The following is a 25,010-nucleotide window of genomic DNA, read 5'->3' on the forward strand; positions in this document are numbered from 1 at the left end:
GGTTGCGCTCGATGAGCAGCTCAGCAGGCAGCGAGATCTCCGCAGTCGCCGACGCAAGCGTGTTATGGCGGCCCAGCGCCGAGCGACGTGCGGGAACCCAGCTCTGGCAGTTCGCCCAACAGGTGGGAATCGGGCTCGACCGGAACAGCTACGCGGATCTGCACGCGTGGTCGGTGCAGCATCCAGAGGCGTTCTGGCGCGCCGTGTGGGAGTTCTGCGACGGCATCGGCGAGCTCGGCCCAGACCTCATCGCCGCGGGATCGCACGGCGGGGTTGCCTCGGCGGCCGGCGGTGGCGCGATGCCGGGCCCTGGTCTGCAGTTCTTCGGCGGCTCCAGCCTGAACATCGCTGAGCACTACCTGCGGCCGGTCGCTGAGGGCGGGCCGCAGTCTGGCGACACGGCGCTGGTCTTCATCGGCGAGGACGCAGTGCAGCTGACCATGACGCACGGCGAGCTGCGGGCCGAGGTGGCCGCGTGCCAGCGGGCACTGGCGGCCGATGGCGTCGGCGTGGGCGACCGGGTCGCCACCATGCTCCCCAACGGCCCCGAAGCGCTCATCGTGTTCCTGGCCACGGCGTCGCTGGGCGCCGTGTACTCCTCGGTCAGCCCGGACTTCGGCATCGACGGCGTGCTCGACCGCTTCGGCCAGATCTCCCCGACAGTCATGGTCGCCGTGGACGGCTACTACTACAACGGCATCCGCCATCACACGTCCAGCAAGGCGGCGGAGGTGGCGGCCAGCTTGGCGAGCCACGAGGCTGAGCTGCGGCGGCTCGTTATCGCGCCGTACGACCGCAGCGCCCCCACGCCGTCGGGCGATAGTCCGGGATCAGCGACACCCTGGACCGAGTGGCTGGCGCCTCATCGCCCCGTCAGCGGCGACGACCTGACGTTCGAACGGCTCGGCTTCGACCAGCCGGTGTACATCCTCTACTCGTCGGGCACCACGGGGAAGCCGAAGTGCATCGTCCACCGGGCCGGCGGCGCACTGCTCAAGCTGTGGAGCGAGCAGCGGCTGCACTTCGACGTCCGGCCCGGCGATCGCGTCATGTACTTCACCACCACCGGCTGGATGATGTGGAACTGGCTCGTCGCCGGGCTGGCCAGCGGCGCATCGCTGGTGCTGTACGACGGGTCGCCGTTCCATCCCAGTCCGGCGCGGCTCTTCGACGTGGCCGACGACTGGGGCGTCACGCTGTTCGGCGTCAGCGCCAAGTTCATCGAAGGTGCCATGAAGGCCGGTCTGCGGCCTGCACAAACCCACGCGCTCGACACGGTGCGCACGATCTCCTCAACTGGTTCTCCCCTGGCGCCCGAGGGCTTCGACTGGGTGTACGAGCAGGTGAAGGCCGATATTCACCTGGCGTCGTTCTCGGGCGGCACCGACATCTGCGGCGGCTTCGTGATCGGCGACCCGACGGGCCCGGTCCGCCGCGGCGAGATCCAGGCGGCTGCGCTCGGCCTCGACGTCGACGTGGCCGATGCCGACGGCGCGTCCCTCGACGCGGGAACGCAGGGCGAGCTGGTGTGCCGCAACGCGTTCGTGTCCATGCCTCTGCGTTTCTGGGACGACCCCGGCGACGCGCGCTACCGATCTGCGTACTTCGAGCGCTTCGAGGGCGTGTGGCATCACGGCGACTTCGCCGAATGGACGCCAGCCGGCGGCATGATCATCAGCGGGAGATCCGACGCCACGCTCAATCCCGGCGGGGTGCGCATCGGCACCGCGGAGATCTACCGCCAGGTCGACCAGATCGACGAGGTGCTCGAGAGCGTGGTGATCGGGCAGCGAGTGCCTGCCGGCGGCAGGGCGACAGCCAGCAGCGACACCCGGGTGGTGCTGTTCGTGAAGCTGCGCGAGGGCGTGACGCTCAGCGACGAGCTCACCGGCAGGATCCGCTCGCAGGTCCGTTCGGGGGCATCGCCTCGGCACGTGCCCGCAGTGATCGCTCAAGTACCGGCAATTCCGCGCACCCGTTCGGGGAAGCTCGTGGAGCTGGCGGTTCGAGACGTCGTGGAGGGCCGACCGGTGGCCAACGTCGAGGCCATCGACGATCCCGACGCGCTCGACCACTTCGCCGATCATCCGGCGCTCCGGACATAGCACGAGCGCATGCATGGAACCGTGAGCTTCCGACACTTGGCGCAGGCGGTTTCTTATTCTGGTCGGCAGGCACCGGCGCCGCCGATGTCGCTGTCCATCCGGAGCCATAGGAGGCTCGTCACATGACCCTCGCCAAGCCCGTCGCGATCTATCTCAAGCTCGTTGCCGCCGCGGTGGTCGTGAACTTCTTCGTGTATCCCTTCTACGGGCCCGGTGACGAGCCAGGCGATCCCGCCAACCTCGATGTGTGGCTCGTCCTGGATTGGTTCATGGCGGCCGCCCTGGCAGCAGCGCTGTTCACGACATGGCAGCGGCGGGTGGCGAATCCGCACGATCGCAGCGCCCGAGCCATGTTCGTGGCCACGGTCGTCATGACCATCGCCTTCGTGCCCAACTGGTTCTCAGCGACATGGGCGCACGGTGGCGACGGCACCATCTGGCACATCATCGACACCACGCTGCCCGTGCTGCTGTGGATCGAAGGGCATCGTCTCTGGAAGTCGTCCTAGCGCACCAAACGGCTGCGGCCGCCGGCTTGCAGCTCGCTAGAACAGTGATTCGTCGGTGCGGCGCAGGCCTTCGATGACCAGCACAGAGGCAGCCGTCGCCGCCATGAGCACGACGGCGAGCGCCATGGCTTGACCTTGCAGCGTCTCCCCCGGCGTGCCGAGCAGCCGGAACAGCGCCAGCGGCGCAGTGAGCGTGTCGGGCCGCCGCGGCAGGAACGCAGTGGCACCGAACTCGCCGAGCGACACGGCGAAGGCGAACGCCGCACCAACCGCCACTGCGCGTGACGCAATCGGAACGTCGACCTCGCGGCGGGTGCGCAGCGGCGAGGCACCGAGCACCGATGCCGCCTCCCGCAGCCGGTCGTCGATCGAACGCAACGTCGGTACCAGCGTGCGGACGACGAACGGCATCCCGACCAGGGCATGCGCGACAGGAATGATCCACCACACCGTGCGGAACTCCAAGGGAGGAGTGTCGAGCGCGAGCAGCATCCCGAGCCCCACGGTCACGGCAGACACTCCGAGCGGCAAGGTCAACCCCACATCGAACAGCCGCCGCAGCCATGCAGTGCCCCGAGTGCGGTTCGACCCGCCCCGCGGCCAACCGCGTCGTGCGGTGTCCGGCGGCAGCGGCCCCATCCCCAGTGCCGGGCTGCGCCTCGACGAGGCCGGTCGGCCGCCTACCACGACCGCCGATGCGAGCGCGCCGATTGCTGTGGCGATCGCTGTGGCGAGTACGGCGAATACGAGCGAGTGGCGCAGCGCAGCGAGCGCTGTCGTCGGCAGCATCTGCACACGATCGGCGAGCGCGACGAAATTGGCCACGCCGTAGCCGCCGCCCGTCGCGAATGACCGCTCCACCAGCGTGATGATCGGCACGCCCAGCAACACCACGGCGACGATGGCATTGACAGCGATCACGCTGTGCCGCCGTCGCGGCGCCATGCGTCCGGGCGCCCGTCGAGCCACCGCCCGGCGCCGCTCGGCAACGCCCGCCAGCGCGACCAGAGCCGCGACGGCGACGAGCTGGCACAGCGCCAGCGCGGAGGCCGTTGCGAAGTCGAGCCGCGTGATGGCGTACCGGTAGATCTCGGTCTCGACGGTGGCGCGTGCCGGGCCGCCGAGAATCAGGATCACCCCGAACGACGTGAACGAGAACAGGAACGTGACGGCCGCCGAGGCCGCAACCGCAGGCCGCAGAAGCGGCCAAGTCACGTGCCGGAACGCGCGCACCGGCGTCGCGCCGAGCACGGCTGCCGCATCCGCATTGCGACCGTCGAGGCCGGCCCACCACGAGCCCACCGTCCGCACCACCACGGCGTAGTTGAAAAAGACGTGCGCCAGCAGGATCGCCCACACGGTGTGGTGCAGCGACAGGGTGCCGCCATCGAGGCCGAACCGGTCGAAGACCGCTTCGAAGGCACCGGCCACCACCACTGTCGGCAGCACGAACGGAACAGTGATCACGGCACGGACGATCCGCCGTGTCCTCGGCCGCAGGCGTGCCAGCGCTGCCGCCGCAGGAATGCCGACCGCGAGGGTGAGGGCGGTCGACGCAACGGCCTGCCAGACCGTGAACCACATCACCCCGCGTATCGCGGAGCGCCCCAGTACGTCGCCGAGACTGCTGAGCCCGTCCGTCACCACCGTGAGCACTGGGTAAGCGAAGAACACCGCCAAGAAGGCGAACGGCGCGGCGGCAGCGAGTGCCCAACCGAGCACTGCCGCCACGGGGTGCCGCCGCAGCGGTCGGGTCTCCATCACATCGCCCGTCGGCTCAGCCTGTGGGCGGGCAGAACGGTCAGCGCAGCACGATCTCCACCCACCGCTCGGTCCACGCGTCACGGTTGGCCTCGATCTCAGCCGGGTCGAGCATCAGCGGGTTATCCGGCACAGCGGTGTGCTCGACGAACTCCGGCGGGAGCGTCGCACTCTCGATCACGGGGTACACGAACATGTTGAGCGGCACGTCGTTCTGCCACGTCTCGCTCAGCATGAAATCGATGAGTGCCTGCGCCCCGGCTTCGTTGTCGGTGCCCGACAGGATCCCCGCGAATTCGATCTGGCGGTAGCACGACTCGGTGATGACGCCGGTGGGTGCCGTATCGGTTGGCGGGTCGGCGAAGATCACCTCCGCCGGCGGGCTCGACGCATACGACACCACCACCGATCGCTCGCCGCCTCCGGAAGTGAATTCGCCGTAGTAGGCGTCTTCCCAGCCGGCAGTCACCGTCACGCCGTTGGCTCGCAGATCCTCCCAGTACAGCTCCCAGGATTCGCCGAATGCGGCGATGGTGGCGAGCAGGAACGCCAGACCCGGTGACGAGGTCTCAGGATGCTGCACCACGAATTGATCGGTGAAATCTGGGTGCACCAGATCTTCAAGCCTCTCTGGCACCCGCGGAACGGCGTCCTTCCAGTAGTTCACGCACACGTCGCCATAGTCGACAGGTGTGACCCGGTGACGCGGGTCGAGCTGGAGATTTTCGGGCACGCCGGCGAGTGCCGGCGATTCGTAGCGCTCGAAGATGCCGGCGTCGAGACCGCGCTGAAGGAACGTGTTGTCGATGCCGAACAGGACGTCTCCCAGCGGCGCGTCCTTGGTGAGAATCGCCTCGGCCACGAGCGTGCCAGCGTCGCCGACTTCGAGCAGTTCCACCGTCACGCCGGTCAGCGCCGTGAATTCCTCGAGCGTCCCGTCGGACAGATTGAACGAGTCGTGGGTGATCAGCGTCACGGTCGTACCGTCGATCGACGGTGCCTCATCGGCCGGTTCTGCGGTCTCGGTAGCTGCCGCCGACGGAGACTCCGTCTCAGGCGGCGGAGCCGGAAAGTCGGTCTCGGGGACGTCGTCGCCGCCGCACGCCGCGACGAGCAGCATCGTTGCGGCGACGGCGACAGCGAGACGAAATGGCCTGCGCACTCGGTGGGTGGTCATGTGCTTCCTCCGCTGGCATTACCCAGATCAGGTTCTCGGGTCGGCGACGGCACTGCCGTCTCCCTCTCAGCCCCATGGGCTCCCCGGTATGTGTTGTCGCCGTCACCCTACCGTGCGGCGTCGCCGGCCGGCCTCCCAAGCAGCCTCAGAACCAGCGGCGCGAGGTGCGCAGAGGTGTCAGCACCGGTGCCGTAGAGATGAGATCGAGCAGCTCCAATTGGTCGTCGCTGAGATAGCGGGTGCGGCCCGCGACCTCAGCGAGCGGTCGCAGGGCGATGCCGGTGGAGTGCACGCCCACCATGCACCCCGACGTGCCCTCCATGAGCACCTCGACAGCACGGGCCCCGAGCCTGCTGCCCAGCAGCCGGTCGGCTGGCGTCGGCGGCCCGCCTCGCTGGATGTACCCCAGCACGGTCGTGCGCGTGTCGTAGCCGGTGCGCTCCGCGAGCAGATCACCGACGAACTGCCCCATGCCGTCGAGGATCCGGTTGCCCCATTCGTCGGTGCCGGTGTCGGGTGCCTCGACGCTGCCGTCGGGAATCGCGCCCTCGGCGACGACCACGATGGACGCGTTGCGGTCGCGGTGATGCCGCGCAATGAGGCGCTCGGCGATGCCGTCGATGTTGAACGGCGCTTCGGGCACCAGGATCGCGGCGGCGCCACCGGCGATGCCCGCACCTGCAGCTATGTGGCCGGCTTGGCGGCCCATCACCTCGAGCACCATGATCCGGTTGTGCGACTCGGCAGTGGTGTGGAGCCGGTCGACTGCCTCGGAGGCGACGCCCAGCGCCGTGTCGAAGCCGATGCAGACGTCGGTGCCCTCCACGTCGTTGTCGATCGTCTTGGGCACGGCGATCACCGGGAACCCGGCGTCGGAGAGCCGTCCGGCGGTGATCAGCGTGCCGTCGCCGCCGATGGTCACCAGCGCATCGACGCCGTCTCGTTCGAGCTGCGCTATCAGCGGCGCCGCGCCCTCGGTCTCGAGGCGACGGCTGCTGCGAGAGGTGCCGAGCATGGTGCCGCCCCGTGGCAGCGCGCCTCGCATGGCTTCGGAATCGAGCTTCACGCTGTCTCCGTCGAGCACGCCGTTCCAACCGCGCCGGTAGCCGATGACGCTGCGGTCCAGCTCGTGGCCCGCCGTTCGAACGACGGCCCGGATCGCCGCGTTCAGGCCTGCACAGTCGCCCCCGCCGGTCAGCACCCCGATGCGCACGGGCTCAAGCTAATCGGAGTGCTCACGGGCGCTCGCGAGGGCATATCACCCGCAGATGCTGCGCTTGCCGCGAGGCGGTCCGGCGGATCGAAAGCCTGCGAGTCGCCGGCTGCTGGCGCAGGCGAACTCAGGCGGTAACGAGCACTCCGGCAGCTTCGAGTTCATCGAGATGCTCGTCGCCATAGCCGAGCAGCCCCCCGATGACATCGCGGTTATCCGCACCGCGGGCCGCGACATGGCCGTCGGTGCCGATGCCTGAGCCGAGCGCCGGACGCGCGGGCACCGCGAAGCCCGAGGCGGTCTCGGCCAGCAACCCGCGATGAGCAGCCCAATCGGTTTCCGCCAACTCGGTGATGGAGCGCATCTCGGCCACGCTGAACGGAGTGCCCGCCTCGATGGCTCGCCGGAAGTCGTCCACGTCGGCGAAGCCCGCTGCCCACTGGGTCATCTCGTCGTACAGCTCGTAGCGGTTGGCCATGCGTGCTGCAGGTGCGGCGAATCGCGGGTCGTGGGCCAGCTCGGGCCGGCCCATCGCCTTGAGCAGGTCGTCGAACCACGCTGCGGGGTTGCCGGCGATGGCCCACACCCGCCCGTCGGGCAGCACCAGGATCGGGCATTCGTGGGCGAGCCCTGCGTTGGGCTCATCCCAGCCGCCTGCCAGTTCCACGGCCGACCACTCCTGGATGTACACCATCGCTTCCACCATGCAGACATCGATGTGGCCACCCCGGCCCGTCCGGGTCGCCTTGACCAGCATCGCGTTGATGGTTGCAGCAGCCGACATGGCTGTCACGATGTCGCCCACTACCAGCGGCGGGTTCTCAGGCTCGGCACCAGTCTTGCGCAGGCTGTAGTCGATGTAGCCCGACTCCATGTGGCCCACGGGTGCATACGCCCGCTTGTCGGCCCACGGACCGGTCTGGCCGAATCCGGTGACCGAGCAGTACACGAGCGCGGGGTATGCGGCGCACATCTCGTCGGGCCCGAGCCCGAACTTGGCCATCACGCCGGGCCGGTAGTTCTCCACCACCGCATCGCAGCGGCCGACGAGTTCCCGCACGAGCTCCGGGGCGCCCGGCGCCCGCAGATCGATCGAGCAGAAGCGTTTGCCGGCGTTCTGCTGAGAGAAGTACGGATTCACGTCGCCCGGCACATACGGCGGGAACGTGCGGCTCAGATCGCCGTCGACCGGTTCGATCTTGATGACCTCGGCGCCCATGTCGGCCATCATCCGTGTGGCCAGCGGCCCCGCCACCACACGCGTGAAGTCCAGCACCCGGATTCCCTCGAGTGGCCTCTGGTCGGCGGTGTCCCCGTTGCTGTCGCCCATAGCGCCGCGAATTCTGGCACGGCCGTAATGCGGGCGTCGGAGTGCGACTGCTGCGCACCGGACCATTGCGCCGCCGTGCCGAACCCTACGACGGGGCCCATCGCAGTTGTGAAGGCCGCAGTCGTTGCGCGCTTGCCGACGAGAGCGGAGGCATTTGAGTCGGTTGCGTCACACCGCCGCCGTACGGTCGCCGTCACCCGAGGATCGGTGAGTGAACACGATGATGAACAGCATCACCCTTAGACCTGCTACCGAAGAGATGCGGCCCAAAGCGCTCGATATGACTGTCGGCGCCGACGACGTCGATCGCCGCGGCGCTTGGCCCCTCCAGGCCGAGTCCCTTGTGCGAGCCGTGGTCGACAGACGTCCGGCACATGGGCCCACTGCAGCGAGACCGCGGCAGCCGCAGCTGAGCATGCCCTTCTCGCCGTTCGGCCGCTGCCAATATGAATGCGTGAATGGAATTGGAACGTCGTGAGCACAAGGTCAACGCTCGATCTGGCGCTGCCAGCCGACCTGCGGACCATACGGCCGGAAGATCAGCGATCAATCCCAGCGCTTGCCAAGGACCCGGTCAGCACCGAGCGGATCCGCGGCGCTCTCGCCAACATCGAGACGGACCACAAGGTCATCCTCGGCGATGCGCGAGAACTGCAGTTGGAAAAACAATCAGTGCACCTAGTGGTTACATCGCCTCCATATTGGACACTCAAGGAATATCCCCCTTCTTCGGGCCAACTGGGACGGCTTGACAACTTCAGTGAATTCTTGGCAGGTCTGCAGAGTGTGTGGGAACGGTGCTACGACGCGTTGGTGCCGGGCGGCCGGCTCGTGTGCGTAGTTGGTGACGTCTGCCTGTCTCGCCGCCAGAACGGCGGGCGTCATGCGGTCGTACCTCTCCACGCATCCATCCAGATGCAGTGCTGCGACATCGGATTCGACAATCTCGCCCCGATCATCTGGCACAAGATCAGCAATGTCTCACCCGAGTCCAATCGTCGCGGCGCCTATCTCGGCAAGCCTTTTGAGCCCAACGGCGTGATCAAAAACGACATCGAGTACATACTGATGCTGCGCAAGCCGGGTGGTTATCGCAGTCCTTCCGCCGCGGCCCGCCTGCTGAGCGTCATCGCCGCCGCCGATCACGATCGTTGGTTCCGTCAGATCTGGAACGACATTCGTGGCGCCTCGACGCGGAATCACCCGGCGCCGTTCCCCGTCCAGTTGGCAGAACGGCTCATACGCATGTTCAGCTTCGTTGGCGACACAGTGTTGGATCCGTTCACCGGTACCGCGTCGACTCAGGTCGCGGCTCGACAGTGCGGACGCCACAGCATCGGCGTTGAAATCGATGCCGGCTATCACGCCGCAGCGTCGGAACGCTTGGCGTCGTGATCTCATTACAGGACGCCATCGACAGCCTGTACGAAATTGCAGTCACCGAAGACAAACCCACATCCACGAAGCGGCTCGAGGTGCTCGCCGCAATGTGTATCGAGCAACTGGGACTGCGCGGGATAGCTGATGCTATGGCGGAGCTAGCGGTCCCGGGCATCGGGCGCTCCAAGAAATGGGATGTGGGATGGCCGGCCACAGGCAAAGTGCGATTGGGTATCAGCCTGAAGTCGCTGCTCAGCAATATCTCGGGGACGGTCCCGAATCGAGTTGATGACTTGGCCGGAGAAGTGGCAAATGTCCAGCTCCTATCACCGGAGATCGTGACTGGCTACCTCGTGGTGTTTCATGTCGGCAATGGCATGCGTCAGGATGGCACTCGGTGGGTCGACTTCTTTCGGGAGGCGATCGAGCGGCTCTCGGGTCGTGACGCGCCAGCATGGGCAACTGGCATGGTGGAAGCGTCCGCCCTCGTTGAGGTCGACTTCTCGAACGGACCAGTCGTCGTCGACGCCCCGGATATGGACGGCTTCTTCGACCGGCTTGCAATCTGTGTACAGGATCGAAACCCCGACATGTTCTAGGGCCAGTCGCGGTTGATGTGCTGAGCGGCATGAAGCGAACAAGCGCCGCCAAAAGCCTCAGCAGCGCCGACAGCCGCCTGCCAACGGACGCGCCCCGCCGAACGATTGATCCACCGCATCAAATGAGGCAGGCGGTCCCTGACCGCCTGCCTTGTCGCGCCCGAAATCAGCCCGACCCGCCCGCCGGCCTCAGATCGCGTGCGCGAAACCCCACTCGCGGACGCGCGCGCCGCCCACAGCCCTGCCCGCAACCGCCCACAGCCTGCTGCGAGCTAACTCGCGAACATCACCCCACATAACTCGCCATGATGCCCCGTGTGGGCGATACAGGAGTCGAACCTGTGACCTCTTGCGTGTCATGCAAGCGCGCTAACCAACTGCGCCAATCGCCCTGAGGGCGACTCACGCTAGCACCCTGCCCCTACGGCTCGGCCGACGCCTTCAGCCTGCTCGGGGTCCGGCCGGTCAGCGAGGCGGAGACCGGATTCGAACCGGCGTACACGGCTTTGCAGGCCGCTGCCTAACCACTCGGCCACTCCGCCCAGGACTTCGCAGGGTAGTGGTCTGCCCCCCGAATGACGGCGGCATTTTCGGCAGCGTCGACCGCCGCACTTCAGGAGCCGATCGGCGGCGTCGCACGCCTTGCTCCGCCGTCAGGCACCCCTGCTCCCATACACTCGGCAGCCAAGGCAGTTCGCCGTGTGGCCCCACTGCCCAGCGTTGTCGCAGTTCGCGTAGCTGGCAGCGCAACCCTTGGGCCACGCCCTTCGAAAAGACCCCCGTGACAACATTCAGTGAACTAGGCGTACCCGAACCCCTCTGCGACACCCTGGCTGACCAAGGAATCACCGAGCCGTTCGCCATCCAGGAATTGACCATCGGCGAAGCACTCGCCGGCCGGGACGTCTGCGGCAAAGCCAAGACGGGCTCGGGCAAGACGCTGGCGTTCAGCCTGCCCATGCTGGCGCTGACGCCGCGTGCCGCCGACGGCCACCCCACCACTCTCATGCTCACGCCGACCCGCGAGCTGGCGAACCAGATCGCCGCCGTGGTCGAGCCGCTGGCCAAGGCTGCCGACCTGCGATCGATCGCCACATACGGCGGCACCAATCTCGACCGGCAGATCGAGCTGCTGGCGGGCGGCATGGACGTGGTCATCGCCACCCCCGGACGGCTCATCGATCTCATCGACCGCGGCGCCGTCAACGTGTCGGGCATCCAGCGAGTGGTGGTCGACGAAGCCGACCGGATGGCCGACATGGGGTTCCTGCCCCAGGTCGAGTGGGTGCTGCGTCACATCGACGGCCAGCACCAGACGCTGCTGTTCTCGGCCACGCTCGACGGCGTCGTGGACACGCTGGTCAAGCGGCACCTGCAAGACCCGGTCTTCCACGAAGTCACCGAGCGCGAGGTGACTGTGTCGGAGATGGGGCACCTGTTCCTGTCGGTGCACAAGATGGACCGGGTGCGAGTCGCCGCCCGCATCATCGAGGCGAACGGGCGCACGCTGCTGTTCACTCGCACGAAGCGGGGCGCCGACCAGCTCACCCGTGACCTGCGAGAAGCCGGGGTGCAGGCAGGCGCCATCCACGGCGATCTGCCCCAGGTCAAGCGCGAGCGTGCGCTCGCCAGCTTCGCCAAGGGCAAGCTGGCGGCACTGGTGGCCACCGATGTCGCCGCCCGCGGGCTGCACATCGACGAGGTCGACGTGGTGGTGCACTACAACGTGCCCCCCGAGCACAAGACCTACCTGCACCGCTCCGGGCGGACGGCTCGAGCGGGCCGCAGCGGCACCGCTGTCACCATGTTCCTGTGGGACGAAGAGCTCGAAGTGCGCCAGCTGCAACGCCGGCTCGGCCTGCGGTTGCGGCTGCACGACGTGTTCTCGAACGACGAGCGTCTCGACGATCTCGCAGCGTTCGCGGCCAGCAGCCAAAACGCCAGCCGCTAAAAGCGGCTTTAGACGGACCGGGGCCTACCGGTACCCTTGCCTATCCAGCGGCAATCTGGCCGCTGGAACCCGGCCTCCGGAATCGAAGGCCCAGGACGAAGGCTCAGCTGTGGACAGTGCGAGGCGCGCGAGCGCCCCGAACGACGATGCGGCGGCCTGGCCGCTGCCCGCCTCGGGTGCATGGCACCCGGGCCTCGGCGCGGCCGAGCGGCAGTTCTTCGATCTGTCGCCGGACCGGCCGTTCACGCTGGAAGGCGGCGGCCTGCTCCACAAGCCAGTGCTCGCGTATGAGACCTGGGGCGCACTCGACGCTGACGCCTCCAACGCGGTGCTGGTCTGCCATGCACTGACTGGCGATGCGCACGCTCATGGCGCGGCGCACCCGCCCGCTCAGATCACCGAGGGCTGGTGGAACGACTTCATCGGCCCCGGCCGCCCGCTCGACACCAACCGCTACTTCATCGTGTGCGCCAATGTGCTCGGCGGCTGCCAAGGCAGCACCGGCCCGTCGTCGCTGAACCCGTCCACCGGCGAGCGCTACGGGCCCGAATTTCCCGTGGTCACCAACCGCGACGTCGTACGTTCGCAGTGGGCACTCGGCCGGCACCTCGGCATCAGTCGCTGGCTCAGCGTCGTGGGCGGCTCGATGGGGGGCATGGCCGTGCTGGAGTGGGGCATCACCTACCCCCAGCGGGTCGGCTCGCTGGTCGTGATCGCCGCATCAGCGGAGGCATCCGCGCAGCAGATCGCCTGGAGCAAAGTCGGGCGGCAGGCGATCTATGACGACCCCAACTTCAGGGACGGCCGCTACTACGACGCACCCGACGGGGGCGGACCCCATCGCGGTCTCGCCAATGCGCGGCGGATCGCGATGATCCACTACCGCTCCGGCGAAGAGTTCGATCGCCGGTTCGCCCGCCACAGCGAAGACCCGCTGCTCCCGCTGCGGCTCGAGCAGCGCTTCGACGTGGAGAGCTATCTCGACTACCAGGGGGCGAAGTTCGTGCCCCGCTTCGATGCCAACACCTACCTGGTGCTCAACAAGATGATGGACCTCCACGATGTCGGGCGAGGCCGCGGCGGCATCGATGCCGCATTGGCTCGCATCGTCGCGCCGACCATGGTGATGAGCGTGCGCACCGACTTCCTCTACCCGCGGCCCCAGCAGCTCAGGATCGTCGAAGCGCTGCAGAGCCGGGGCACGATGCGCGTCGAGCACGTCGACATCGACAGCGACAACGGCCACGACGGCTTCCTCACCGAGCCCGACCAGACCGGCCCGCCGATGGGCGAGTTCATCGACGACATCTACAAGAGCGATGCGAGATCGCCGGGAGCCACCCGTTGATCGGCAGCGGCACGGTGCTGCTGGCCGATGCGCATACCAACGTGCCGTCGGAGGCGGTGGGCTCGGGCCTGGGCGTGTGGTGGCTGCTGGTGGTGGTGCTGGGCCTGCTCACGGTGGCGTGCGGGACCGGATTTGTCGTGTACCTGCGGCGGACGGCCCCGCAGCGGTGGCAAGGTGACGTGAGCACCGCGGCTGAGCCATCATGAGAGCCAGAACGACATGAGCGAGACCTTCGATCCACAGGAAATGATCACCCGCTTCGCCGAGCGTGCCGAGGCGGTGCGCAAGCGCAACCTGCCCGCCATCGGCGGCGAGGAGCGACGTCACTTCATCCGTCAGGCCGAGCTGGACTTCATGGACTACGCCATGATTGGTGATGCCAGCGCCACCCTCGACGACGGGATCCTGACGCTGCGCATCGACCTGCGGCCCCCTGCCGAATAACCCGTCCGCGAGCGGCTCCACCCCGCCGATTCCACACGTCTGTGCGGTAGGCGCTTGCTACAGTGATCCGCCGCGCGGATGTAGCTCAGTTGGTTAGAGCGCAACCTTGCCAAGGTTGAGGTCGCCGGTTCGACCCCGGTCATCCGCTCCAAGTTCCATCACGGGAGAACAACATGGGTGCACTTGACGGACGTGTGGTCCTGATCACCGGCGCGGGCCGCGGCATCGGCCGTGAGCATGCGCTGCTGATGGCGTCGGAGGGGGCGAAGATCGTCGTCAACGACCTCGGCGGCTCTGCCGACGGCACAGGCGCGGATCAAGGACCGGCACAAGAGGTGGTGTCGGAGATCGAGGCCATGGGTGGTGAGGCAGTTGCGAACGGCGACAGCGTCACCGACTGGGAGGGTGCCCAGCGCATGGTGAATGCGGCCGTCGAGGCTTTCGGCGACCTGCACGTGCTGGTCAACAACGCAGGGATCCTGCGCGACCGCGTCGTGGTCAACATGACCGAGCCGGAGTGGGACGCGGTCGTAGAGGTGCACATGAAGGGTCACTTCTGCCCGACGCGTTGGGCCGCTGCCTACTGGCGCGAGCAAACCAAGGCGGGCAGGGAAGTCAACGGCTCGATCATCAACACGGCATCGGGCGCGATGCTCGGCAACCTCGGCCAGTTCAACTACTCGGGCGCCAAGGCGGGCATTGCTGCGATGACACTCGTGGCGGCGGGCGAGCTGGCTCGTTACAACGTGCGCGTCAACTGCCTGGCGCCGGTGGCACGCACCCGCCTGACGCTGCAGACGCCCGGGCTGGGCGACGTGGTGAAGGCACCCGACGACCCTGCTGAGTTCGACGTGTACGACCCGGCCAATGTGAGCCCGCTGGTTGCCTACCTGTCGACCGCAGACTGCCCGTTCACCGGGGGCGTGTTCCATGTGGGCGCCAACGAGGTGGGCCTCTACCAAGGCTGGTCGCTCGCCGATGACGACATCATCGTCACCGAGGGCCGCTGGACCGTCGAGGGTCTGACCGCGATGGCTCCCCGGCTGAATGAGGGCCGTTCGAAGCTGGCCTCGGTGGCAACGTCGATCGGCGACACCTTCAAGAACTACGGCCAGCGCGAACCCACTTCGTAGTTGCGTCGGCAGCTTTTTCGCACCCGGGCTGGCCGGGAGCAGGCGCACCCATGCTCAAACAAGCGCAGCGCCGCCCGTAACAGGGTGGATGGGCTGTGGCGCTGCGAACTGCGCGTGGGCACCCCTGCCCCCGCCCACCCCTCACGGGTTCGGTCATTCACCTTGCGATGCAATTCGCTCGTGGATTTCAGGGTCCAGGTGTGACAATGGAGCGGTGGACACGCTCCATGTTGCGAAGCACCAGGGTCTCGGCAACGACTTTCTCGTCGCCCTGTTGAGCGACCGCGAGAAAGCAGATCTCGAACGACGTGTCAGCGACTTGGCCGGACTTGCCCGAGAGACCTGCGATCGACGCAAGGGCATCGGTGCCGACGGCTTGATACTGGCCACTGGCATGAATCCCACGCAGCCGAGCCTGGCTCCGGACGCAGACGAATCCGCCTCCGCAACGCCGGCCAGACGTGTCGGGATGAAGCTGTACAACTCCGACGGGTCGTCAGCAGAGGTGAGCGGCAATGGTCTCGCCTGTTTGGCCAACGAGGTAGCCCGTACCTTCGTTGCGGGCATGGAGTTTGGCGGGCGTGCCGAAGCGCGGGGCGACATTCTCGTACTGACAGTTGACACGGCGGACGGAGCGAGGCGCGTGACCTTGAGTGCCGAATTCGCAGCAGCCGAGAACGGATCGGTCGAGCCCGTCGATCCGCTCGCCGAAGTCCACATGCCTCACGTGGCCCGCGGACCGGATATTTCGGCAGCGCTTGACGAACAAATCAGGCGAGCCCTCGGAAGCGTGCAGCGGGAGACCGGCGATGTCGGCAATCCGCATCTCGTCATCAACGCTGGTCGGCCGATCAACGCGCGCGATACCGCTGATCTCGGTGCAGCGTTCGAGGCACACTTTCCCCGCGGCATCAATGTCGAGTTCATCTGGCGGACTGGGCCCGAGGACTCGGATTCGGCGGACTCATCGTCGATCGGCATGTCCGTCTGGGAACGCGGCGCAGGGTTGACGCAGGCGTGTGGCACGGGCGCGGTCACCGCTGCGGTGCAGGCACGAGACTGGGGTCTCGTGGTGCCCGGCGCAGAGACTCTCGTCGAGATGCCAGGCGGCAAGGCGATCGTCTCGACCGACGAAGACGACGGTCACCCCATACTCAGCGTCTGGGTGGAGCACCTTGGCGACCATGAGTGGCAACTAGACGCACCATCACTGGATGCTTGATGGCTGAGTCTGACGACGCAGGCCAGGTGGCGGACGAAAGCCATCGGGGTGGGTTTGGGGAGTTTGGGGGGGCTGAGTCGGGGCTGATCGATCGGGCGTTTCGGGAGCAGATCGTGCTGGTGGGGGTGCAGTTGGCGGAGCGGACTGCTGATGAGGTCGACGCCAATCTTGACGAGCTGGAGCGGCTGGTGGACACCGCTGGCGCGGACTCGGTGGAGCGGATTGTTCAGCGACGGGATGCACCTGACCCGGCGACGTTTGTGGGACGGGGGAAGGCCGACGAGATCCTGGATGCGTCGCTTGAGCACGATGCGGACACCGTGGTGTTCGACGACGAGCTGTCGCCGGCGCAGCAGTTCAACTTGGAGCGCATTCTGAAGCGCACCGCGCTCGACCGCACGGCGGTCATTCTTGACATCTTCGCCCAGAACGCCACGACGCTCGAAGGCAAGGCGCAGGTGGAACTGGCCCAGCTCCGCTACCGGCTCCCACGGCTGCGCGGCCGCGGGCGGCAGCTCTCGCAGCAGGCTGGCGGCATCGGCACGCGGGGACCGGGCGAGACCCAGCTCGAGGTGGATCGCCGACGGATCCAACGGCGGCTTGCGCGGCTCGAGAAGGATCTGCGCGGGCTGCGGCGGACCCGGCTGAACCAGCGCAAGTCGCGCCGGCGCTCCCGCTACCACACGGTCGCGATCGTGGGTTACACCAATGCCGGCAAGTCGACCCTGCTGCGACGCCTCACCGGGGCCAACGTGCTGGTGGAAGACCGGCTGTTCGCCACGCTGGACGCCACCACCCGGCGCCTGCAGCTGCCTGGCGGCGAGACGGTGCTGGTCACCGACACGGTCGGGTTCATCAAGAAGCTGCCTACGTCGCTGGTGGAGGCGTTCATGTCGACGCTGGAGGAGGTGGCCGAAGCCGACCTGCTGGTGCACTTGGTCGACGCCTCGGCGGCAGAGCCCGAGATGCACATCGATGTGGTGCGTTCGGTGCTGCGCGAGATCGGTGCGGGCGATGTCGAAGAGCTCATCGCCTTCAACAAGTGTGACGCTGTCGACGGTGGCACCGTGAGGCAGTTGCTGGAGCGCTACGAGGGCTCCCATGCGATCTCGGCCAGCAGCGGCGACGGCATCGAGAACCTCCTGCTCGCTGTCGGCGACCGTCTCCGGCACCTCACCGAGGTCACCGAGCTGCGCATCCCTTACTCCCGCGGCGATGCCCTGGCGGCAGTCCACCGGGAAGGCGAAGTGCTCTCGGAGACCCACGACGACCACGGGACCGTGGTGCGTGCGCGGCTCGACGATGTCGCCCGCAGCCTGTTCGCAGAATTCGCGACCGGCGACAGCCAAGAATCGGAAGTCGTCCGGTCGGTATCGGCCCAAAGCAGCACCCGAGCAACTGACGCATGATGGCTGAGTCATTTCACGACTTATAGTGACTCATAATTGCCTCACTCAGGAGCCCGAACATGAAGCAACTCACGGTCAGAGGTTTCGATGAAGAGCTTGAGGACGCGATGCGGCGTTTCGCTCAACGCGAAGGTGTCTCGCTGAACAAGGCGGCGCTGCGTCTGCTGCGCAAGGGCGCCGGATTGTCCGAAAACGCCAGTGCCGATGACTGCATCGGCTCGTCGCTCGATCATCTCATCGGCAAGTGGTCGCAAGAGGAATACGACGAGATGGATGCCGTGCTGAAGGAACTCGACGTCATCGACGAAGCGATATGGAAGTGAGACTGCTGCTTGATACCAATGCCTACGCCCTGCTGATGCGAGGCCAGCAGCAAGTCACGCAGCTCGTGAGGAAAGCTCGTGAGCTGCTGCTCTCCGCAGTCGTGGTCGGCGAGTTGATGCACGGATTCCGCTGCGGTTCCCGTCAGGAGCAAAATCTGGATGCACTGCGGTCATTCTTGGACAGCCCCCGCATCTCGCTCGTGGACGTCGGACCGGTGACCGCCGACCGCTACTCACGCATCGCGGCCGCGCTCCGGGCGAAGGGGCGCCCGATTCCTACCAATGACATTTGGATCGCTGCCCACGCAATGGAAACCGGCGCCGACCTCGTCTCAGCCGACCGACACTTCGAGCACGTCGACGGAATCGTCTGGACGCCGATCAGTGCACACTGATCCGGTAGGCGCCAGCGGTGGCGCCACTCCTCCCGTGAGATGCTGACACTCAACGAGTCCGAGGCCCAGCATCAACACCAGCTCGCAGGGCGAGCTAGTCAACTGCCATGTTCTGCAGCCGTCGGCCGAGTCGGGAGACGAACACGGCTGCCATCACCGCCGATGCGGCAGCGACGAGATTGGCGCTGATGGACCACCCGTAGGCGGACTGAACCGTCGTGATCCGATCGCTCCTCGGCACGATGTACGAGGTCTCGATGACCGTCGCGGCGATGCCACCAGCGACCGAGGCGTATGCGAATGCGATCCACCACGTCACCAGTAGGGGAGGCGTCCGTCTCTCGGTCCAACTGCTGGTGACCCTGCCGCCTGCGCGCTCGGCATCCGCGATGCGGTGGATCTCCGCGAGGACCTTCGGCGGGATCACGAACCACAGGATCGGCACGAAGTAGCCGCCGACGGCCCACGCAGGTCGCCAGCGCCGGTCATACGGCCACAACTGGCCCGACGCTCGATGCGCCTTGAGCGTCCAGACCACAAACAGAACGAAGATCGGCAGGTACACCGATTCGAAGAGCTGGACGACTTCAGCTTCAGGCGCGATCTTCGCAAGCTCAGCCTCCGTGGTCGACTCGTCAAACCGGAGGTACGCCATCGCGACCGTCACCGTCTTCACCAAAACGACGGCGGCGTAGAACGCCAGCAGCCCGACCAACCACTTCGTCAGGCCACGCGACAGGCGCCTGTTCTCGTTCGAGGCAGCATCGCTGGGATCACTTCGAGGACTGGTCATGAGCGCCTGTCACGATAGGCATTCGAGTCAACGGCATGTCTGCATTCGGCGCAGACCGACTCGGAACACTCTGCGTGGGCGATGATGTCCGGGTGAGTTCTCGCGCTCCGGGGGGTTACGTCCCGCCGCCGTATCCCCATGACCGGTTAGACGAGCTGAAGCCGCTCGCTGATCGGCACGATGGCGGGCTGGTGGATCTCTCCATCGGCACACCGGTGGATCCGCCCACGCCCGCTGTGCTGGCGGCGCTGGGCGGGTCGGATTCCGAGCGCGGCTACCCACCGTCGATCGGCACGCCCGAACTCCGGGAGGCAGCTGCGCGCTGGTGCACCGAACGGCTGGGTGTGCAGGTGGACAGCGCTGCAGAGGTGGCAGCAACGATCGGCTCGAAGGAGTTTGTGGCCGGGCTGCCGCACTGGCTGCGACTGCGCACCCCCGAACGGGACACGGTTCTGTTTCCCGAGATCAGCTATCCGAGCTATGCCATGGGGGCTGAGCTGGCCGGCTGCCGGGCGGTGCCGGTGCCGGCAGACGAGCACTGGTCGATCCGGCTGGATGCCATCAGCGATGCCGATGCCGAGCGAGCGTTGGTGCTGTGGGTGAACACGCCGGGCAACCCGGCTGGCGGTCTTGACGATCTCGGTGCTGCCGCGCGCTGGGGGCGCGAGCGTGGCGTGCCGGTGTTCAGTGACGAGTGCTATGCGGAGTTCACCTGGGATGGAGTGCCCAGAACGATCTTGACGCCGACCTCCGCGGCGACGGCTGGCGGCGGTGAGGCCCACGGCGACGAGGTCGACACAAGACCGGGCGGCGGCCTGCGCGCCGAGGTCGACGGCGTTATCGCGGTTCATTCATTGTCAAAGCGATCGAACCTGGCTGGCGTACGGGTGGGTTTCTACGCAGGCGATCCCGAACTCGTCCACTACCTGCGAGAGGTTCGCAAGCACGCCGGGTTCATGGTGCCGGGCCCGGCGCAGGCGGCAGCGGTCGCAGCACTGGCCGACCAAGACCATGTTGCCGAGCAGCGAGAGCGATACCGGAACCGGCTGGAGCGCTTGGCGCGCATCGTCGGCAGTTTCGGCCCCGAGCCTGCGCTGCCTCGCGGTGGGTTCTACCTGTGGGCCGCAGCTCCCGAAGGCGACGCGTGGGCGTTCACTCGCACGCTGCTCAGCGAGGTGGGCATTCTCGTGTCGCCAGGCGAGTTCTACGGACCGGCCGCCGCCGATCGTGTTCGAGTCGCAGCCGTGCTGACCGACGACGCCCTTGACATGGTCGAGTCCCGCGTCGGCTGAGCTCTCAACTAGAACTTGAAACTTGTTGCGGCTGGGGGCCTTCACGGTTCAAGTTGCTCTATCCGGTCGGCCATCTCGGAAGGGCTTCCGTGCGGGATCCAGGTGATCCTGGGGTCGCGGGCGAACCAGCGCTGCTGGCGGCGGGCGAATCGCCGGGTGCGTGCGACGGCGACGTCGAGTGCCTCGTCCAGCGTGCACTCCCCTGCCAGGTGCGCACGCAGTTCCTTGTAGCCGAGGGCTTGAGCGGCCGTGCGCGAGAGCGGTCGACCGGCGAGCCGGCGCACCTCTTCGAGAAATTCCTGCTGCATCTGTCGGCGGTACCTCTCGCTGATGAGCTCGTCGAGCGCCGTCCGGCCTGGATCGATTCCCACCATCCGGAACGGGACCTCGGGATAGGTCTGCAGCCCCGGCCCGTATGACGAAAACGGCCGGCTAGTGCCCAAGCACACCGACAACGCCCGGACGATCCGCCGCAGGTTCGTCGGCTCCATGCGTGAAGCGGCCAGCGGGTCCAGCTCGGCCAATCGACGATGCAAAGCGACGGTCCCATCCGGCTCACCGACAGCACACGCCTCAGCCTCGAGTTCGGCGGCGATCGAAGGGAATTCAGGGGGCGGTGTCAGCCCGTCGACGACGGCGCGCAGGTACAGGCCGGTGCCGCCGACCAGCAGCGGGACAGCGCCACGGCCAGCGATGTCGGCCATGGCCGCTTCGAACGCAGTGGCGTAGTCGACCACGGTGAATCGCTCTGCGGGATCGACGAGATCGATGAGGTGGTGCGGCACCTGCGCCTGCTCGGCGGCCGTGGGCTTGGCGGTGCCGATGTCCATGCCCCGGTACACCTGCATCGAATCGACCGACACCAGCTCGACATCGACCGGCAGCGGGGAGGCCGAGCGAGTACGCCTGGCCAACTCCAGCGCGAGCGTCGACTTGCCCGATGCGGTCGGGCCCACGATGACCAGCGGTGCGGCTGCGGCGCTGAGCCCGGTCATGTCGAACTGGCGCCGACGGTTCGCCGGCTGCGCTGTGTGCCCTGCGACGACGCAGTGGCATCACTGGGCGGCAGAGAATCCACACCGCCGATCATGGCGAGAGCCTCAGCGGGCGGCAACCGGGATGCGGGTGCGGTGTCGCGCTGGGGCGGTGACCTCGATGAGCTCACCGCTGAGGTGGAACGTGGCAGCATCGGTCACCCCCACGCGGGCGTAAGTGCCGGTTCGCAGGGGCTCGGCGGCAGCGAAGTGCACGAGGCGGTTCTGACGGGTGCGACCTGTGAGTGTGCCCGAGTTTCTCTTGGACGGTCCCTCGACCAGCACCTCTTCGACGCGACCCACCCGGGACTCGTTGCCTAGGCGAGCGGAGCGCTCGATCACGGTTCGCAGCCGCTCCATGCGTTCGGCCGATACATGGGGGTCCACGAACTGATCGGCTAGCTCTGCGGCTTCGGTGCCCGGCCTCGGCGAGAACACGAATGTGAACGCGCTGTCGAAGCGGGCCGCCGCCGCCAATTCGAGCGTGTCCGCGAAGTTGCGCTCGGTTTCGCCGGGGAAGCCCACGATGATGTCGGTGCTGACAGCGAGGTCATCAACGGCGGCGCGGGCGGCCTCCAGCCGCTCCAAGTAGCGCTGGGCGGTGTAGCCGCGGTGCATTGCCCTCAGCACTTCGTCGCTGCCGGACTGCAACGGCAGGTGCAAGTGCTCGCACACGGCTGGAGTCTCGGCCATGGCTGCGATGACATCGGCCCGTAGGTCCTTCGGGTGAGGACTCGTGAACCGCACGCGCTTGATGCCGTCGACTGCGCCAACCGCCCACAGCAAGTCGCCGAACAGCGGGCGAGCAGTGCGCCGCCCGTTGGCCCAGGCTTCGCCAGCGCGCCATGCGGCATCTACGGGACCATCCGGTGCAGTCGCGCCATTCATGCTTGCAGGGCCGTGCGCGCCGTCTGGCACGAGCTCAGCGCCAGGACTATGGGCTGCAGCCCCAACATCCAGATCACCTGCGCGACGGAGTGCGAGGGTCATGTCGCGGCCGTAGCTGTTGACGTTCTGGCCCAGCAGCGTCACCTCGCTGACGCCGTCAACTGCAAGGCGACCCACCTCGTCGATGAGTTCGCCGAACGGTCGGGAGATCTCCCGGCCGCGCACCGAGGGCACGATGCAGAACGTGCAGGTGTTGTCGCAGCCGATCTGGATCGTGACCCATGCCGCGTGCTGAGCATCCCGTCGCACGGGCAGTGCCGAGGGGAACTCGTCGGACTCAGCCAGGATCTCTGTCACCGGGCCCGAGACGCGGGCTTCGCTGAGCAGGTCGGCTGCACGAGCCACGTTGTGCGTACCGAACACCACGTCCACGTGAGGCGCTCGCTGGCGCACGAGATTCTGATCCTTCTGCGCGAGGCAGCCGGCGACGGCGATCTGCACCTCGGGCCGTTCCTCCTTGAGGCGCTTGAGGTGGCCGAGCTGCCCGTAGAGCTTGTTGTCGGCGTTCTCGCGGATGCAGCATGTATTGAGCACGATGACGTCGGCATCGGCCATCGTGGGTGCGGCCACGAGATCGTCGGCTTCCAGCAGGCCAGCGATCCGCTCGGAGTCGTGCTCATTCATCTGGCACCCGTAGGTGCGCACGAAATAGCTGCGCCGCTCCCCGTTCTCGCCCGCAGTCACGGCGTCAAGGCTAGGGGCGCGCCCAGAAGCGCAAGCCGCGCCGAACTTCGTCAGGTCGAATTCAGCCGGATCAGGCCGCTGTCAGCGCTGGGTGAAGGCGAAGTTCTCCGACATGTTCTCGCGGGCGTGGGCCATGAAGCCCAGGTACTGCTTGATGTTGCCGTTGAAGTTGCCGTCCTGGCGGCGGTTCTCGGCGCCCTCGAAGTTGTAGTAGCCGGGTGTGCAGTCACGGTTGCGGCTGGTCTTGCCACGGTTGGCGATGACCTGCTGCACCCACCATTCCTCGGCCTCGGGCAGGCAGTCCATGGTCTGCAGGCCGCCCCTGCGGACGAAGTCGATGCACTCCGCGATGTGCTCGCCCTGGCTGTTGAGCACGTCGGTCAGGTTGAACGCAAAGAATGCCTGGTAGCCGCCCATGATGAACAGGTTCGGGTAGCCGGCAGTGTGAATGCCCAGCAGCGTGCGGATGCCGTCTGCGTACTTGTCGTTCAGCTCCAGATCGTTCTCGCCCACGATGCGGTTGTAGATGCCGGTCTGCTGCACCTCGAACCCGGTGGCGTAGATCAGCAGATCGAGCTCGTACTGGGTGCCGTCGAAGAGCGGGCCCTGCTCGGTGATCTGGGTGATGCCCTTGCCCTGAGTGTCGACCAGGTGCACATTCGGCCGGTTGAACGTGGGCAGGTAGTCGTTGTGGAAGCACGGCCGTTTGCACATGAGCATGTACCAGGGCTTGAGCGCCTCGGCCGTTGCCGCATCTTCCACGACCTCGTCGATGCGCCGGTGGATGCGCATCATGGCGTCGATGTTGGCGTTCTCCTGGCGGCGGATCTTCTCCTCGCGTGACATCGCCGCGCGGCGCGCCTTCTGCTCGTCGCTGAGGCGAGGCCCGGCCATCGCTCGCTCGCGCCGGCGCGCCTGCCAGCCCGGCTTCAGCTTCGCCGCCCAGTCCTGGTCGGTTTCCCAGTCGTCACGGATGTCGATCGAGGACGGCGTCCGCTGGAAGACATAGAGCTCCTTGGACATCTCGCCGAGCTGCGGGATGGCCTGCACGGCGGTCGCGCCGGTGCCGATGATGCCGACCCGCTTGTCGCTGAGGTTCTCGAGGTCGGCGCCGGTGTAGTCGTAATCCCACCGCGACGTATGGAAGGAGTGCCCGGCGAATCGCTCCATACCTTCGATGACGGCCAGCTTCGGCTTGGCGAGGGTGCCGTTCGCGCAGATGACGAATCGGGCCGTGATCTCATCGCCGCGGTCGGTGCCGATGCGCCACACCTCCGCCTCACCGTCCCAGACGGTCGACGCCACCGTGGTCTGGAACATCGCCAGGTCGTAGAGGTCGTACTTGCGGGCGATCAGCCGGCAGTACTCGTAGATCTCGTCGCCAGTGGCGTAGTGCCGGGATGGCACATAGCCGGTCTCGTCCAGCAAGGGCAGGTAGTCGTACGACACGACGTCGCAGGCCACCCCCGGGTACCGGTTCCAGTACCAAGTGCCTCCGACATCGGCGCCCCGCTCGACGATGCGGATGCTCTCTACGCCCTTCTGGCGCAACCGAGCCGAGGTCAGCAGTGCCGAGAACCCGCCGCCGATGAACAGCACCTCGACCTCGTCGTGCACGGGCGCGCGCTCGATGCGTTCGCTCGCATACGGGTCTTCCTCGTAGCGGGCGAATTCGCCGACGAGGTCAGACGTGTAGATCTGCGTGCCCGGGGGCCGGTAGCCCAGCCGCAGGTCGCGTTCTTCGGCGAACCGCGCCTTGATGTCGTCGTAGTACGACTGCGGCGGGCGGCCGTCGACATCACGGGAATAGTCGAAGTTGAAGACGTTCTGCGGCTTGTCGGTCTTCTGCTTGTCGACCTTCTGCTTCCCGGTCTGCTGCGCCACCTGACTCTCCCCGATCCGAGGCTCTTGATCCGAAACCGGATCGCCCCGCTCGCCTGCGACCGGATCAGGCTACGGC

At 66.9% G+C, this 25,010-nt stretch carries 22 protein-coding genes, 3 tRNA genes and 1 riboswitch; of the genes, 15 read left to right on the forward strand and 10 right to left on the reverse strand.

Annotated elements, in window-relative coordinates; translation table 11 throughout:
- Positions 1-11: 11 nt before the first annotated feature.
- Entirely contained in the window at positions 12-2,105 is a 2,094-nt protein-coding gene (locus ACOGI8_RS11810; RefSeq protein ID WP_419853999.1) for an acetoacetate--CoA ligase, read from the forward strand.
- A 122-nt stretch (positions 2,106-2,227) separates the two neighbouring features.
- Positions 2,228-2,614, forward strand: a complete 387-nt coding sequence (locus tag ACOGI8_RS11815; RefSeq protein WP_419854000.1) for a hypothetical protein — start codon at positions 2,228-2,230, stop codon at positions 2,612-2,614.
- Between the two features lie 36 nt (positions 2,615-2,650).
- On the opposite strand, the gene ACOGI8_RS11820 is transcribed toward ACOGI8_RS11815, so the two are convergent.
- The 4 genes from ACOGI8_RS11820 to ACOGI8_RS11835 all read right to left on the reverse strand — a co-directional run bounded on the left by ACOGI8_RS11820 (position 2,651) and on the right by ACOGI8_RS11835 (position 8,095).
- Complete coding sequence (locus ACOGI8_RS11820; protein ID WP_419854001.1) at positions 2,651-4,375, reverse strand: ABC transporter permease; 1,725 nt, start codon at positions 4,373-4,375, stop codon at positions 2,651-2,653.
- Positions 4,376-4,415: 40 nt separating this feature from the next.
- A complete protein-coding gene (locus ACOGI8_RS11825) occupies positions 4,416-5,552 on the reverse strand; it encodes a thiamine ABC transporter substrate-binding protein (protein ID WP_419854002.1) in 1,137 nt (378 codons plus the stop codon).
- Positions 5,540-5,648: riboswitch (TPP riboswitch) on the reverse strand. Its footprint overlaps the gene before it by 13 nt.
- 49 nt (positions 5,649-5,697) lie before the next feature.
- Complete coding sequence (locus ACOGI8_RS11830) at positions 5,698-6,765, reverse strand: 6-phosphofructokinase (RefSeq protein WP_419854003.1); 1,068 nt, start codon at positions 6,763-6,765, stop codon at positions 5,698-5,700.
- A 127-nt stretch (positions 6,766-6,892) separates the two neighbouring features.
- The gene (locus ACOGI8_RS11835; RefSeq protein WP_419854004.1) at positions 6,893-8,095 is read right to left on the reverse strand and encodes a CaiB/BaiF CoA transferase family protein; all 1,203 of its coding nucleotides are present in this window, start codon (positions 8,093-8,095) and stop codon (positions 6,893-6,895) included.
- Positions 8,096-8,569: 474 nt separating this feature from the next.
- Here ACOGI8_RS11835 and ACOGI8_RS11840 point away from each other — a divergent pair, with 474 nt between their 5' ends.
- Both ACOGI8_RS11840 and ACOGI8_RS11845 read left to right on the forward strand, forming a co-directional pair.
- The gene (locus ACOGI8_RS11840) at positions 8,570-9,490 is read left to right on the forward strand and encodes a DNA-methyltransferase (RefSeq protein WP_419854005.1); all 921 of its coding nucleotides are present in this window, start codon (positions 8,570-8,572) and stop codon (positions 9,488-9,490) included.
- Entirely contained in the window at positions 9,487-10,074 is a 588-nt protein-coding gene (locus ACOGI8_RS11845) for a hypothetical protein (RefSeq protein ID WP_419854006.1), read from the forward strand. The genes ACOGI8_RS11840 and ACOGI8_RS11845 overlap by 4 nt, the downstream gene beginning before the upstream one ends.
- Before the next feature lie 318 nt (positions 10,075-10,392).
- On the opposite strand, the gene ACOGI8_RS11850 is transcribed toward ACOGI8_RS11845, so the two are convergent.
- Positions 10,393-10,466: transfer RNA gene (locus ACOGI8_RS11850), tRNA-Val, on the reverse strand.
- Between the two features lie 79 nt (positions 10,467-10,545).
- Positions 10,546-10,616: transfer RNA gene (locus ACOGI8_RS11855), tRNA-Cys, on the reverse strand.
- Positions 10,617-10,855: 239 nt separating this feature from the next.
- Here ACOGI8_RS11855 and ACOGI8_RS11860 point away from each other — a divergent pair.
- The 10 genes from ACOGI8_RS11860 (at position 10,856) to ACOGI8_RS11905 (ending at position 18,299) form a co-directional block, all read left to right on the forward strand.
- On the forward strand, positions 10,856-12,025 hold the full coding sequence (locus ACOGI8_RS11860; protein ID WP_419854007.1) for a DEAD/DEAH box helicase: 1,170 nt from the start codon (positions 10,856-10,858) through the stop codon (positions 12,023-12,025).
- A gap of 109 nt (positions 12,026-12,134) precedes the next feature.
- Entirely contained in the window at positions 12,135-13,373 is a 1,239-nt protein-coding gene (gene metX, locus ACOGI8_RS11865; RefSeq protein WP_419854008.1) for a homoserine O-acetyltransferase MetX, read from the forward strand.
- Entirely contained in the window at positions 13,370-13,579 is a 210-nt protein-coding gene (locus ACOGI8_RS11870) for a hypothetical protein (RefSeq protein ID WP_419854009.1), read from the forward strand. The genes metX and ACOGI8_RS11870 overlap by 4 nt, the downstream gene beginning before the upstream one ends.
- A 13-nt stretch (positions 13,580-13,592) precedes the next feature.
- On the forward strand, positions 13,593-13,817 hold the full coding sequence (locus ACOGI8_RS11875) for a hypothetical protein (RefSeq protein ID WP_419854010.1): 225 nt from the start codon (positions 13,593-13,595) through the stop codon (positions 13,815-13,817).
- A gap of 74 nt (positions 13,818-13,891) precedes the next feature.
- Positions 13,892-13,968 (forward strand) — tRNA-Gly (locus tag ACOGI8_RS11880).
- A gap of 22 nt (positions 13,969-13,990) precedes the next feature.
- Positions 13,991-14,950 (forward strand): SDR family oxidoreductase, encoded by a 960-nt coding sequence (locus ACOGI8_RS11885; protein WP_419854011.1) that lies wholly within the window; start codon positions 13,991-13,993, stop codon positions 14,948-14,950.
- A 214-nt stretch (positions 14,951-15,164) separates the two neighbouring features.
- The gene (dapF, locus tag ACOGI8_RS11890) at positions 15,165-16,172 is read left to right on the forward strand and encodes a diaminopimelate epimerase (protein WP_419854012.1); all 1,008 of its coding nucleotides are present in this window, start codon (positions 15,165-15,167) and stop codon (positions 16,170-16,172) included.
- A complete protein-coding gene (hflX, locus tag ACOGI8_RS11895; RefSeq protein ID WP_419854013.1) occupies positions 16,172-17,581 on the forward strand; it encodes a GTPase HflX in 1,410 nt (469 codons plus the stop codon). The genes dapF and hflX overlap by 1 nt, the downstream gene beginning before the upstream one ends.
- A gap of 59 nt (positions 17,582-17,640) precedes the next feature.
- Positions 17,641-17,904 (forward strand): hypothetical protein, encoded by a 264-nt coding sequence (locus ACOGI8_RS11900; protein ID WP_419854014.1) that lies wholly within the window; start codon positions 17,641-17,643, stop codon positions 17,902-17,904.
- On the forward strand, positions 17,895-18,299 hold the full coding sequence (locus ACOGI8_RS11905) for a type II toxin-antitoxin system VapC family toxin (protein WP_419854015.1): 405 nt from the start codon (positions 17,895-17,897) through the stop codon (positions 18,297-18,299). The genes ACOGI8_RS11900 and ACOGI8_RS11905 overlap by 10 nt, the downstream gene beginning before the upstream one ends.
- Before the next feature lie 94 nt (positions 18,300-18,393).
- Here the strand turns inward: ACOGI8_RS11905 and ACOGI8_RS11910 are convergent, their stop codons facing one another.
- A complete protein-coding gene (locus tag ACOGI8_RS11910) occupies positions 18,394-19,092 on the reverse strand; it encodes a DUF4328 domain-containing protein (RefSeq protein ID WP_419854016.1) in 699 nt (232 codons plus the stop codon).
- A 92-nt stretch (positions 19,093-19,184) separates the two neighbouring features.
- Here ACOGI8_RS11910 and ACOGI8_RS11915 point away from each other — a divergent pair, with 92 nt between their 5' ends.
- The gene (locus tag ACOGI8_RS11915) at positions 19,185-20,384 is read left to right on the forward strand and encodes an aminotransferase class I/II-fold pyridoxal phosphate-dependent enzyme (protein WP_419854017.1); all 1,200 of its coding nucleotides are present in this window, start codon (positions 19,185-19,187) and stop codon (positions 20,382-20,384) included.
- A gap of 41 nt (positions 20,385-20,425) precedes the next feature.
- Here ACOGI8_RS11915 and miaA read toward each other — a convergent pair whose 3' ends face one another.
- From miaA to ACOGI8_RS11930, 3 genes are all read right to left on the reverse strand, one after another.
- Positions 20,426-21,379 (reverse strand): tRNA (adenosine(37)-N6)-dimethylallyltransferase MiaA, encoded by a 954-nt coding sequence (gene miaA, locus ACOGI8_RS11920; protein ID WP_419854018.1) that lies wholly within the window; start codon positions 21,377-21,379, stop codon positions 20,426-20,428.
- 105 nt (positions 21,380-21,484) lie between these two features.
- Positions 21,485-23,050 (reverse strand): MiaB/RimO family radical SAM methylthiotransferase, encoded by a 1,566-nt coding sequence (locus ACOGI8_RS11925; protein WP_419854019.1) that lies wholly within the window; start codon positions 23,048-23,050, stop codon positions 21,485-21,487.
- A gap of 81 nt (positions 23,051-23,131) precedes the next feature.
- Entirely contained in the window at positions 23,132-24,934 is a 1,803-nt protein-coding gene (locus tag ACOGI8_RS11930) for a flavin-containing monooxygenase (protein ID WP_419854020.1), read from the reverse strand.
- Positions 24,935-25,010 lie beyond the last annotated feature (76 nt).

It is taken from the genome of Candidatus Poriferisodalis sp. (assembly GCF_965204195.1).
GTDB lineage: Bacteria > Actinomycetota > Acidimicrobiia > Acidimicrobiales > Poriferisodalaceae > Poriferisodalis.